12 protein-coding genes are annotated in these 12806 nt (G+C 61.2%); 8 read left to right on the top strand and 4 right to left on the bottom strand.

What is annotated here, in order from left to right; translation table 11 throughout:
• Positions 1-72 precede the first annotated feature (72 nt).
• From GQF03_RS08235 to GQF03_RS08250, 4 genes are all read left to right on the top strand, one after another.
• The gene (locus GQF03_RS08235; RefSeq protein WP_161338766.1) at positions 73-1872 is read left to right on the top strand and encodes an acyl-CoA dehydrogenase family protein; all 1800 of its coding nucleotides are present in this window, start codon (positions 73-75) and stop codon (positions 1870-1872) included.
• Positions 1873-1969: 97 nt separating this feature from the next.
• On the top strand, positions 1970-3028 hold the full coding sequence (locus tag GQF03_RS08240; protein WP_161338767.1) for an MBL fold metallo-hydrolase: 1059 nt from the start codon (positions 1970-1972) through the stop codon (positions 3026-3028).
• Between the two features lie 49 nt (positions 3029-3077).
• Positions 3078-3875 (top strand): enoyl-CoA hydratase/isomerase family protein, encoded by a 798-nt coding sequence (locus GQF03_RS08245; RefSeq protein ID WP_161338768.1) that lies wholly within the window; start codon positions 3078-3080, stop codon positions 3873-3875.
• A 19-nt stretch (positions 3876-3894) separates the two neighbouring features.
• Positions 3895-4719 (top strand): SDR family oxidoreductase, encoded by an 825-nt coding sequence (locus tag GQF03_RS08250; protein ID WP_161338769.1) that lies wholly within the window; start codon positions 3895-3897, stop codon positions 4717-4719.
• Here GQF03_RS08250 and hemA read toward each other — a convergent pair whose 3' ends face one another.
• The 4 genes from hemA to pdxH all read right to left on the bottom strand — a co-directional run bounded on the left by hemA (position 4720) and on the right by pdxH (position 8642).
• A complete protein-coding gene (gene hemA / locus GQF03_RS08255; protein WP_161338770.1) occupies positions 4720-5934 on the bottom strand; it encodes a 5-aminolevulinate synthase in 1215 nt (404 codons plus the stop codon).
• 154 nt (positions 5935-6088) lie between these two features.
• Entirely contained in the window at positions 6089-6973 is an 885-nt protein-coding gene (locus GQF03_RS08260) for a universal stress protein (RefSeq protein ID WP_161338771.1), read from the bottom strand.
• A gap of 79 nt (positions 6974-7052) precedes the next feature.
• The gene (locus GQF03_RS08265; RefSeq protein WP_206376307.1) at positions 7053-7994 is read right to left on the bottom strand and encodes a cation diffusion facilitator family transporter; all 942 of its coding nucleotides are present in this window, start codon (positions 7992-7994) and stop codon (positions 7053-7055) included.
• 57 nt (positions 7995-8051) lie between these two features.
• Positions 8052-8642 carry a pyridoxamine 5'-phosphate oxidase gene (gene pdxH / locus GQF03_RS08270; RefSeq protein ID WP_161338772.1) on the bottom strand — a complete coding sequence of 197 codons (591 nt, stop codon included), beginning with the start codon at positions 8640-8642 and terminating at the stop codon, positions 8052-8054.
• A gap of 224 nt (positions 8643-8866) precedes the next feature.
• Here pdxH and GQF03_RS08275 point away from each other — a divergent pair, with 224 nt between their 5' ends.
• The 4 genes from GQF03_RS08275 (at position 8867) to fabI (ending at position 12804) form a co-directional block, all read left to right on the top strand.
• On the top strand, positions 8867-9346 hold the full coding sequence (locus GQF03_RS08275; RefSeq protein ID WP_206376304.1) for an RT0821/Lpp0805 family surface protein: 480 nt from the start codon (positions 8867-8869) through the stop codon (positions 9344-9346).
• Between the two features lie 60 nt (positions 9347-9406).
• On the top strand, positions 9407-10903 hold the full coding sequence (locus tag GQF03_RS08280; RefSeq protein ID WP_161338773.1) for an SEL1-like repeat protein: 1497 nt from the start codon (positions 9407-9409) through the stop codon (positions 10901-10903).
• An 88-nt stretch (positions 10904-10991) separates the two neighbouring features.
• Entirely contained in the window at positions 10992-11882 is an 891-nt protein-coding gene (locus GQF03_RS08285) for a DnaJ C-terminal domain-containing protein (RefSeq protein ID WP_161338774.1), read from the top strand.
• 112 nt (positions 11883-11994) lie between these two features.
• Positions 11995-12804 (top strand): enoyl-ACP reductase FabI, encoded by an 810-nt coding sequence (gene fabI / locus GQF03_RS08290; protein ID WP_161338775.1) that lies wholly within the window; start codon positions 11995-11997, stop codon positions 12802-12804.
• Positions 12805-12806: the final 2 nt, after the last annotated feature.

The following is a 12806-nucleotide window of genomic DNA, read 5'->3' on the forward strand; positions in this document are numbered from 1 at the left end:
GGGATATGTCATAACAATTACTGTGACCTGACACAAAAAGGCAAGAATAACCAGATCGAAAGGGGTTCCTCCATGGCTGAATATAGCGCGCCGGTAAAAGACATGCGCTTTGTTCTCGATAATATCGCCGGTCTTGACGACCTGTCCAAGCTAGATGGCTTCGCGCATGTGGAAGGGGATGTCGTCGATGCAATCCTGGAGGAGGCGTCGAAATTCGCGGGCAATGTGCTCTCGCCGCTGAACAAGCCGGGCGACCTTACGGGCTCGCATGTGAAGGACGGCGTGGTGACGACGCCGCCGGGCTGGAAGGAAGCCTATCAGGGCTTCGTCGAAGGCGGCTGGAACGGCATCTCCGCGCCCGAGGAATATGACGGCGGCGGCCTGCCGCAGGCGGTCACCATGGCGACGCTGGAGATGTGGAACGCCGCCAATCTTTCCTTCGCGCTCTGTCCGCTCCTGACCCAGGGCGCGATCGAAAGCATCCGGGCCCATGGCACCAAGGAGCAGCAGGACAAATATCTTAAAAAACTGGTGAGCGGCGAATGGGCGGCGACCATGAACCTCACCGAATCCCAGGCCGGATCGGATGTCGGCGCGCTGCGTAGCAAGGCCGAGCCCGCGGCGGACGGCAGCTGGCGGATCTCGGGGCAGAAAATCTTCATCACCTATGGCGATCACGAGATGAGCGAGAATATCATCCATCTGGTGCTGGCCCGCACCCCCGGCGCGCCCGCCGGCACGCGCGGCATCTCGCTCTTTATCGTGCCGAAATATCTGGTCAATGACAACGGTACGCTGGGCGCGCGCAACGATCTTAAATGCGTCTCGCTGGAAGAGAAGATCGGTATTCACGCGAGCCCGACGGCGGTCATGTCCTATGGCGATAACGGCAATTGCGTCGGCTATCTGCTGGGCGAGGAAAACAAGGGCATGGCCTGCATGTTCACCATGATGAACAGCGCCCGCCTCGGCGTCGGCGTGCAGGGCCTTGCGGTTGCCGAGCGCGCCTATCAGCAGGCCGTTGAATATGCCCGCGACCGCCGGCAGGGACAGGCGCCGGGCATGCCCAAGGGCGAGATGACGCCGATCATCCATCATGCGGATGTGCGCCGGATGCTGATGACCATGCGCGCGAATATCGAGGCCATGCGCTGCCTGATCTATCTGAACGGCGCCTGCCTTGACCGGGCGCATCACGGCCCCGATGCGGAGACCCGCGAGATCGCCATGGGCATGGCGGAGCTGTTGACACCGCTCTCCAAGGCCTGGTGCACGGATCTTGGTGTCGAGATTGCCTCCACCGCCGTGCAGGTGCATGGCGGCATGGGCTTTGTCGAGGAAACCGGCGTCGGGCAATATTACCGCGATGCCCGCATCCTGCCGATTTACGAGGGCACGAACGGCATCCAGGCGCTCGATCTGGTGGGCCGCAAGCTCGGCCTTCGGGGCGGGGAGCCGGTGAAGCAGATGTTCGCCGATATGCAGGAGACGGTGAAAGGTCTGGCCGCGGCGGGGGATGAGATGGCGGCGATGTCATTGCAGCTCAACCTCGCGGTCTCGGCCCTGAAAGACGCGACCGACTGGCTCTACAGCAATGCGCCGAACGATCCCCATGCCGCGCCCGCCGGGGCGACGCCCTATCTTCGCATGTTCGCGACCACCGTTGGCGGGCATCTTCTTGCGAAGTCGGCCCTCAAGGCGAAGGCGATGCTGGAGGGCGGGGCGTCGGATACGGACTTCCTGAAAGCGAAGATCGTCACTGCCCGGTTTTTCATGGGCCAGATCCTGCCGACGGCGACGGCGCTCCTCGGTCCCGTTACGGAAGGCCCGGAGACCCTGTTCGCGATTGACGAAGAATTGCTTTCCGCATGAGCGGGAAGCAGATTTGACACTAACGTTAACGTAAACGTAAAATAGTATAACAAGAGCGGCGGGCGTCCTGCCCAGCCGCCGATAGGACGAGTTCTGAATGACCCATAGCGAAATAACCTATCCCGTCGACGGCCGCCCCGGTGATGGCGAGGCACTTGAGTTGCGAGAGGGAATCTTCTGGGTGCGCATGCCCATTCCGATCCCGGGCCTTGACTATATCAATCTCTACCTGCTGGAAGATGACGACGGCTGGACAATGGTCGATTCCGGCCTGGCGACGCCGCAGATCCGCGAGCTCTGGCGGGAAATCTACGGCAAATACCTCAAGGGCAAACCGGTCACGCGGCTGATCTGCACCCATTTTCATCCTGATCATATGGGGCAGGCGGGCTGGGTGACCTATAAATGGAACATCCCGCTGACCATGACCTTCTCCGAATGGACCTTCGGGCGCATGCTCTATCTGGAGTCGCAGGAGAAAACGCCGCAGTTCGCCCTCGATTTCTACGCCTCCATCGGCTTCGATGAAGAAATGCTGGCGCGGGTGCGGGATCGCGGCTTCAACCATTTCCGGCAGGCGATGTCACCGGTACCCATGGGCTTCAACCGCATCGCCGACGGCGATATTCTCCGCATCGGCAAGCGCGACTGGCAAGTGATCGTCGGCAAGGGCCATTCGCCGGAACATGCCTGCCTCTACTGTGCGTCCGAGAAGGTGCTGATCTCCGGCGATCAGGTGCTGCCGCGGATCACGCCGCATATCGGGGTCTATCCGGCGGAGCCCTTCGCAAATCCGTTGAAGAAATTTATTGATTCCATTGAAATATTTAAGAAACTCCCGAGGGATGTTTTCGTTCTCCCGGCCCATAACGACGTCTTTTTCGGGCTGCATAACCAGCTCGACTACTATCAATCACACCATGATGACCGTCTTAACCGGTTAATTGACGCCTGCGAATCGCCGCAGTCGGCCTTCGACCTACTGCCGGTGCTGTTCGACCGGGAGCTTGGCGAGAATGACAAGGGCATGGGCATTGCCGAGGGGCTGGCGCATTGTCATTATCTGGTCGGCGAGGGGCGTCTTGCCCGCGTCAAGGGCGAGGACGGGGTGTGGAAATTCAGCAAATCCGGCGCCCGGCGCAAGGCCGTCGCCTGATCGGCACAAGATTCACGTCAACAACAAAAATAAAAAGGAAAACAAAGAGATGTCAGACGATCTTCTATATGAAAAGAACGGCGCGATTGCGACCATCACCCTCAACCGGCCGGAGGCGCGCAACGCGCTTAGCATGGATATGCGCGAGGGGCTGTTCCAGGCGTTCAGCGACGCCGAGGTTGATGACGCGATCCGCTGCGTCGTCGTGCGGGGCGCCGGCGAGCATTTCCAGGCGGGCGGCGACGTCAAGGCCTTCAACGAATATGCCAAGCTGTCCCCGACGGAGCGTCAGCAGACGTTCGAGCGGCGCATCCATGGCCTGCATCCCACCGTTTTCACCATGATGCGGATGCCGAAACCGATCATTGCCAGCGTGCGCGGCGGCGCGGCGGGCTTCGGCCTGTCGCTGATGATGGCCTGCGACATGGTCATCGCGTCGGAGGATGCCTTTATCACGCTGGCCTATATCGGCATCGGGACGACGCCGGACGGCTCGGGCACCTATACGCTGCCGCGCATTGTCGGCTTGAAAAAGGCGATGGAGATTGCCATGCTGGGGGACCGGATCAAGGCGGCGGAGGCGAAGGATCTCGGCCTCATCAATTTCGTGGTGCCGACGGGCGAGCTGGAGGCGGAGACGGCGAAACTCGCAAAAAGGCTGGCGAATGGCCCGACGGTCGCGCTCGGCCGGACGAAGCAGCTCCTGAACGCCTCGCTCAACAACAGTCTGGAGGCGCAGCTCTCGCTGGAGGCGCAGAATTTCGCGGCCTGCGCGGCCAGCAACGACTGGGTCGAGGGCGTGACGGCTTTCAAGGAAAAGCGCAAACCCGACTATCAAGGCAACTGACACAAAGGGAGGAACAGCGATGGCGGATCTCAAGGGCAAGACACTCTTCATCACCGGTGCGAGCCGGGGGATCGGCCTCGCCATCGGCAAGCGGGCGGCCATGGACGGCGCGAATGTCGTCATCGCCGCCAAGACGGCGGAGCCGCATGCCAAGCTGAAAGGCACGATCTACAGCGCCGCCGAGGCGATCGAGGCGGCGGGCGGCAAGGCGCTTCCCATCGTTGTCGATGTGCGCGAGGAGGAAATGGTCGAGGCGGCGATGAAACAGGCGGCGGAGACTTTCGGCGGCATCGATATCCTGGTCAACAATGCCTCCGCCATCAGCCTCACCGGCACGCTGGAAACGCCGATGAAGCGCTATGACCTGATGCATCAGATCAATATTCGCGGCACCTTCCTCTGTTCGCAGAAGGCGATTCCCTATCTCAAAAAGGCCGAGAACCCGCATGTTCTCAACCTGTCGCCGCCGCTTAATTTCGAGGCCCACTGGTTCGCGCCGCATGTCGCCTACAGCATGGCGAAATACGGCATGAGCCTCTGCGTGCTCGGCATGGCGGAGGAATTCAAAAAAGCGGGGATTGCCTTCAACGCGCTCTGGCCGCGCACGGCAATCGCGACGGCGGCGATGGACCTGATCGGCGGACCGCAGGTGCGGAACAGATGCCGCAAGGATACGATCATGTCCGATGCGGCGCATGTCATCCTGACCAAGCCGTCCCGGGAATTCACCGGCAATTTCTGTATCGATGACGAGATATTGAAAGAAGCCGGGGTAACGGATTTTTCGAAATACCGTTTTGAAGGCGTGGAGGAGGGGGACCTTCTCCCCGACTTCTTTGTCTGATCAGGCGGCCTGACGCAATTCCAGGCGGAGCCAGACATCCTTGAGCGCGCTCGTCAACTCGGCCATCATCGCATCGTCATGGAACGGCGTCGGCGTGATGCGCAGGCGTTCCAGACCGCGCGGCACCGTCGGATAATTGATCGGCTGGATATAGAGGCCGTAATCATCGAGCAGCATATCGCTCGCCTGCTTGCACAGCTCCGCATCATAGACCATCAGCGGCACGATATGGGTGACCGAGGGGAGGACGGGTAGACCCGCCTCCGCGAGCAGCCGTTTCAACGTGGCGGCGCGTTCCTGATGGCAATCCCGCTCAACCTGGCTGTTCTTGAGATGGCGGACGCTGGCAAGCGCGCCGGCGCTCATCACCGGGGAGAGGGTGGTGGTAAAGATAAAGCCCGAGGCGTAGGAGCGGATGGCATCGACAATGCACTGCTTCGCCGTGATAAAGCCGCCGACCACGCCGAACGCCTTGCCAAGCGTGCCCTCGATGATGTCGATCCGGTGCATCAGCCCCTCGCGCTCCGCCACGCCGCCGCCGCGCGGGCCGTAGAGGCCGACCGCATGCACTTCGTCAAGATAGGTCATGGCGTTGTATTTATCGGCGAGATCGCAGAATTCCTTGATCGGCGAGATATCGCCATCCATGGAATAGACCGATTCAAAGGCGATCACCTTCGGCCGGTCGGGGGCGATGGTTTTCAGCTTGTCCTCGAGGTCGCGCGCGTCGTTATGGCGGAAAATCCGCTTCTCGCAGCCCGAATGGCGGACACCGTCGATCATCGAGGCATGGTTGAGCTCATCGGAGAGGATCACGCAGCCGGGCAGCAGCTTGCCGAGGGTGGAAAGGGTCGCGTCGTTGGACACAAAGCCCGAGGTGAAGACGAGCGCCGCCTCCGTCTGGTGAAGGTCGGCCAGCTCGCGCTCAAGTTCGCAGATCATCCGCGTGTTGCCGGAGATATTGCGCGTTCCGCCCGCGCCCGCGCCGTAGGTATCGGTGGCCTCCTTGATGGCCTGCAGCACATCCGGATGCTGGCCCATGCCGAGATAGTCGTTGGAGCACCAGATGGTGATATCCTGCGTGCTGCCGTCTTCGAGATGGCGGGTGGCTTTGGGGAAGTTACCGGCGTGGCGGCCAAGTTCGGTGAAGACGCGATACCGCTTCTCCTGTTTCAGAGCGGCGATCGCCTGCTCGAACATGCTTTCGTAATCCATGGGCCGCGTTCAACCTCAATTCGTGTCACTCGACTGATGAAACCCTAATACCGCTTCGACGGCGCGCCTGACAAGGGACAAATGGTCGCAATGTGACGGCGCTCTCGTTGATGTGAACGGCGGTTCGCACCGGCCGCGTTACCCTCGCGCGCGCTCAATGCGCCATAAAGACCGGGATCGGGCAGTTGTTCAGCACTTCCTCCGTCACCGCGCCGAAAAACAGGCGGCGCAACCGGCTCCGCGTATAGGCGCCCATCACCAGCAGGTCCGACTCGCTTTTCGCCGCCGCCGCCAGGATCGATTCGGCCGTTGATTTACCGCTCGATCCGGTAATCTCGCAGCGGTCCGCATGCACCCCGTACATGGTCAGATAGCGCTGTACCGCAAGCGGGTGAATATCCTCATCGAGGTCATCGACCGCGGAGATCAGCATGACCTTTTCGGCCGTCTGCAGGAAGGGCAGCGAATAGGAGAGGGCGCGCGCCGATTCCACGGAGCCGTTCCAGGCGAAGGCCACCCGCTTGCCGACATCCTTGGCGAGCGGCTTGTCGAGCAGCAGCACCGGCCGCCCCGTCTCGCGGAGTGCGGTATTGATCAGCAGCGAGTTGTTGATCTGCTCCTCGCCGTCCTGCTTGCAGATGATAATCAGGTCGAACAAGCGCCCGTAACTATGCAAGGTATCTTCGCTATTTCCTTGCTTCTCAACGAAGCGCGTGGACGGTCCTTTATCGTCCTTGCGATCGGTGATATCGGTGATCACCGGCACCCCCATGCGCCCCGACATTTCCTTGAACAGGGTGCGGGCGCGGGTGCGGCGTTCCTCGCCGTCCTTTTCCGCCATCTCGATGACGCTCTCGATCATCGTTGACGTCATGCCCTCGCCGACGAAGGCGGCGGCCGAGCGCGGGTCGATCTTGATATGCAGCGCATTCACATGGGCGCCGAAGCGGGTCGCCAGATTAAACGCGCTTTCCAGCGCCGCGGCATCGCTGTCATTGGCCGCGCCGGAAAGGGGAACAAGAATGTTTTTAAAATGCATGGAATACCTCTGCCTGCGAATTTTCTTTTAAATGTAACATTAACGCACTGGCATATAAAGGTTTATGTCCAATGCCGCGTCAGTCGTCGCCCGACCGGTTCTCCGCCTCGTTCTCCACGAAGATCGGGTCCTGATGGATGATCGGCTCGGCTTCCGGATATTCGGCCATCAGCCGCGCCTCGACGGCGTCCGAGATGGTATGGGCATCGCGCAGGGAAATGCGTCCGTCCATGTCGATATGCATCTGCATGAAGACCTGCTGGCCGGAGCGGCGCGTGCGCAAATCATGGATGCCGAGGACGCCCGGCTGCTTGAGGACGATCGCCTTGATCGTCTCGCGGTCCTCGTCGCCCAGCTCCTCGTCCATCAGGTCGGCGAAGGAGGCGCGCATGATCTGCCAGGCGCTGTAGATCAGGACGAGGGCGATCAGGATGCCGAAAACCCCGTCGGCGTAATGCCACTGGAAATAGCTGCTGAGGATCAGCGCGGCGATGACGCCGCCATTGATCAGCACATCGCCGACATAATGCAGGGAATCGGCGGAAATGGCGACGGAGCGGGTCCGCCGGATGACGAAGCGCTGATAGACGACGAGGCCGATGGTGAGGCCGATGGACACCACCATGACGATGATGCCGATGCTTTCCGCTGCCAGCGGCTTGGGATTGAGCAATCGCTCGCCCGCCTGGAACAGCAGGAAGACCGAGGATCCGGTAATAATCGCCGACTGGAACAGCCCGGCCAGCGCCTCCGCCTTGCCATGGCCGAAGCGGTGATCGCGGTCGGCGGGCACCAGGGAATGACGCACGGCGACAAGATTGATGAAGGAGGCAACGAGATCAAGCAGGGAATCGACGAGGGTCGAGAGCATCGCCACCGAATTGGTGGCGAAATAGGCGAACAGCTTGATGGCGATCAGGATCAACGCAACGCCGACCGCCGCATAGGTGGCCGAGCGCATCAGGCGGGCATTGCCGTCATTGCCATTTTGCTGAAATACTTTATCCGGGTCGGCTGTCACGAAACATCACCTGCTTTTCGGCTCCGGCGGCGCGGCGCGCGCGGCTCTTTCGCCATCTTAGGGGAAAAGAATGCTCTCTGTCCAACCGCTGTCGGTTTTCTCATAATGCCGCCGCTCATGCAGGCGGAAGGGCCGGTCGCGCCAGAATTCCATCCGCTCGGGCAGGATGCGAAAGCCGGACCAGTAGTCGGGCCGGGGAATATCACCGAGGGCATATTTCGCGGCATATTTCGCAACCTCCGCCTCCAGCTTGAATCGCCCTTCCATCGGGCGCGACTGCTGGCTCGCCCAGGCGCCGATGCGGCTGTCGCGCGGGCGGCTGTTGAAATAGGCGTCGGCCTCGGCATCGGTGACTTTCTCGACGGTGCCCTGGACGCGGATCTGCCGGCGTAGGCTTTTCCAGTGAAAACAGAGCGCCGCCTTCGGATTTTCAAGGAGTTCCTGCCCTTTCTGGCTGCCGAAATTCGTGTAAAAGACGAAGCCCCGCTCATCGGCGGCCTTCAGCAGCACCATGCGCACCGAGGGCTGGCCATCCTTGTCGGCCGTCGCCAATGCCATGGCCGTCGGATCGTTGGGCTCGCTTTTTTCCGCTTCCGCCATCCAAGCGCGGAATTCGGCCAGAAGGTCGGTGAAGTTTTTCACAGTCATTTTCGGTTACTCGTCATATGTCACTGCTTTGCCGCAATTGGTTGCCAAACTTAATCCGCCGCGACGGAATTGTCGACCGGTCCCGTATAAACTAAGATAGGTATCTGAAATTATTTGTGATGTGCCTGTCGCTATTAATCTGCGAACGGACCCTATATAGTATGAGAAGATAAGGTCCCGGCAGGTTGTCAGGGGTAGAAATTGCGATGACAAGGATTGAGAACATGCAGAAATCGAGAATGATGATGGTGGTGACGATGGCGGGCGCGCTGGCGCTTGCGGGCTGCGCGGATGCGCAGAACAACCCGAAAACAACCGGAGGCGCCATTATCGGCGGTATCGGCGGCGCACTGCTGGGCTCGATGTTCGGCAAGGGCACGGGACGGCTTGTCGCCGTTGGCGTGGGGACGCTCGCCGGTGCGATGGTCGGCAGCGAGGTCGGCAAGACGCTGGATGCGGCGGACCGGGCGCAGATCGACCGCGCCGAAAAGCAGGCGACGACCGCGCCGATCGGCCAGACGATCGCCTGGAATAACCCGCAGAGCGGCAATTCCGGCACGATCACCCCGGTACGCGACGGCAACCATACGGATGGCCGCTATTGCCGGGAATTCCAGCAGACCATCGAAATCGGCGGCAAGCTTGAAAAAGGCTATGGCACCGCCTGCCGTCAGGCCGACGGCTCCTGGCAGATCATGAATTAAGGGGTGGAAATCGGCCTGTCTGTTCAAGCGATGGACGCCAAGGGCCGGACAACAGCGTCAATGAAACGAAATAAGATACTCACAGCGGCCCTGGCGGCAGCGTTGCTGGCCTCGGCCGCGATGATTAATCCCGCTTGGGCCGGTTTCAACGACGGGGTCGCCGCCTATGAGGCCGGCGACTACAAGACCGCCTTCAATGAATGGCTGCCGCTCGCTCAGGCCAATGATCCGGCGGCGATGCGCAATATCGGCCATATGTACCGCCGCGGCCTCGGCGTCGAGCAGGACTACAACAAGGCGATGACCTGGTACAAGCGCGCGGCGACCCTCGGTTTCGACCGGGCGCAGGCCAATGTCGCGGGCATGTATCTGGCGGGCGAGGGGGTCGATCAGGACTATGCCCAGGCCGCCAGCTGGTTCGCCCGCGCCGCCCAGCAGGGGCATGTCGTCTCCCAGTATAATCTCGCGCTGCTGCTCGAAAACGGGCTTGGCGTGAAAAAGGACGAGGAGCGGGCGCTCGGCTGGTTCGTGATCGCCGCGAAATCTGGACATCCGGCGGCGCAGAAGAAGGCGATGGAGCTCGCGGCGGCGCTCAAGAACAAAAAGGGCGATGACGTAAAGGATGTCGCGGAGGATGCCGCGCCCGGCACCGGCGGCCCGCTGATCGCTGCGGCGGTGGACGAGGAGAGCGAGACGACCGCTGGCAAGACGCCGGAGACGGCGAGTGACCCCGCGACCGCGGAGACGGCGGCAAAAGCAGAGGCGCCAGCCGCAGAGAAAGCGCCTGACGCCGAGGAGGCGAAAACGGTTGAGACCGTCGCCGCTGAGCCGAGCCAGGGCGTTCAGAAAAAAGGATTTTACGAGGCGCTCCGTTCCCTGATCATGTCGCCGGACGCCAAGGATACGGCCGCCGCCTCTACCGCGCCGGCGACAGAAACACCGCCGGCGGATACCGCTGCGGCGGCGACGGCGGCACCGGCGAAAGACAGCGGGAAAGATACCGCGAAAGAGATGGCGGCTGCCGCGAAAAAACCGGCGGACACGGTCGCGGTCGCGAAAGCCGAGCCGGTCATTGCCCCGGCGGATGGGGGCAAGTCTGAGGCCGCGAGCGCCCCGGTAATCGTTCCCAAGCCGCAAGCGGCGGCCAAACCGGAGGTCGTCGCCGTGCCCGTGAAAAAGGTGGCAAGCGCGCCGGTCCCGCCGCCCGAGCCGAAGACCGAGACGGCCTCTCTCTCAGGGGCGACCGGCCTGCCGCCGGGAACCGGCCTCTCGACGGCGGAGAAGCTGGAAATGGCGGATCTTGCCTATACGCTCAAGCAGTATCAGCAATCGCTCAGCATCTGGGCGCAGCTGGCCGAAGCGGGCAATGCGGAGGCGCAATACCGCCTTGGCGGGCTGTTTAACGCGGGCGTTGCGGTTCCCGTCGACCGGGTGCGGGCCTATTACTGGTGGGACAAGGCGAAGGCCAACGGCTCCGCCGAGGCCGCGGCCGCCCTTGCCGATCTCCAGCAAACCCTGACTTATCTTGAAAAAAGACAGATTGAACGCGTGAATTAGTTAAATCCTAAGACAAAAGTTTTATATATTGGTTTCTGGGTATTTTTGGCATTTGGTGAGGGCGCGTTGGCGCCCGGCATGACAACGAATGAAGAATTTATACGATATTCTTGGAATTTCGAAGGGCGCGAGCCAGCAGGAGATTAAATCCGCCTATCGCAAGCTCGCGAAAAAGCATCATCCGGACGCCAATCCCGGCGATACGAAGGTGGAGGAGAAATTCAAGGAAATCTCCGCCGCCTATCATATCCTCGGTGATGAAAAACTGCGCGCGCGCTATGACCGGGGCGAGATTGACGAGCATGGCCAGGAGAAAATGGCCGGCTTTCGCGGCCAGCGCGCCTCGGCCTCCGCCGGGTTCGGCGGCGCGGAGGATATCTTTTCCGAGATTTTTGGCAATTTCCGGGGTGGCGGCTTTCGCGGCCGGGTTCCCGAAAAGGGACGCGACCGCAAATTCGCGATCGAGATCGATTTCATGCAGGCCGCCCTTGGCGACAAGCGGCGACTGACCATGGGCGATGGCGGACGCACGCTCGACGTGGCGATCCCGGCGGGCGTCACCGACGGTCAGCAGATCCGCCTGCGCGGCCAGGGCGAGCCGGGCATCGCCGGCGGGCCGAACGGCGATATCCTGATCAATGTCACCGTCAAGCCGCACAGCTTCTTCCGCCGCGAGGGGCAGAATGTCCTGATCGAACTGCCGATCAGCCTGCCCGAGGCCGTACTCGGCGCGACGGTCAAGGTGCCGACGGTGGACGGCACGGTGAATTTGAAGGTGCCGCAGGGTTCGAATACCGGCACGACGCTCCGCCTCAAGGGCAAGGGGATCGCCGGGTCCGGCAAGGGCGCGCGGGGCGACCAGCTGGTGAAGCTGAAGGTCGTGCTGCCGGACAAGCAAGACAAGGAACTGCAGGACTGGGTGGAGAAATGGGCGGAAAAACACGCCTATGATGCCCGCTCCAAGCTGAAGGCCGACTGATCCGCGACGCCCATCGGCGGGACCGGGCGCGAATAAGTCTTTTGACTGCCCCCTCCAAGCGCGATAAAAAGATAGAACAATTGGTTTCGTAGATGGTAACGAGGGGATGCGGATGACGCAGCACAAGGGTTTGATGGCTGGCAAAAAGGGCCTGATCATGGGGGTCGCCAATAATCATTCGCTGGCGTGGGGAATTGCACAGGCGCTACATGAACATGGCGCGGAGATCGCATTTACCTACCAGGGCGAAGCGCTCGGAAAACGGGTTATACCACTGGCGGAAAGTCTCGGATCGGACACGGTTCTGGAATGCGATGTCACCAACGACGCGTCCATGGACGCGGTGTTCGCGGCGCTCAAGGAAAAATGGGGCAAGATCGACTTTTTCGTCCATGCCATCGGCTTCTCCGACAAGACGCAATTGCGCGGCAATTTCTCCGACACCACCCGCGATAATTTCAACATGACGATGGAGATTTCCTGCTTCTCCTTCATCACGCTGGCCAAGCGCGCGGCGGATCTGATGACCGATGGCGGCAGCATGGTCACGCTCACCTATTACGGGGCGGAGCGGGTGATTCCCCATTACAATGTCATGGGCGTCGCCAAGGCGGGGCTGGAGGCGGCGACCCGCTATCTCGCGGTGGAGATGGGCAAACGGAATATCCGCGTGAACGCGCTGTCGGCCGGGCCGATCAAGACCCTGGCGGCGAGCGGGATCGGCGATTTCCGCTATATCCTGAAATGGAATGAATATCATTCACCCTTGAAGCGCAACGTCACCATTGACGATGTCGGCGGATCGGCGCTCTATCTGCTCAGCGATCTCGGCGCCGGTGTGTCCGGGGAAACCCATCATGTGGATGCCGGGTATCATGTTGTCGGCATGAAGGCGGAAGACGCGCCCGACATCACCAAGTAAGC

Source organism: Sneathiella chungangensis (genome assembly GCF_009882935.1).
Lineage (GTDB): Bacteria > Pseudomonadota > Alphaproteobacteria > Sneathiellales > Sneathiellaceae > Sneathiella > Sneathiella chungangensis.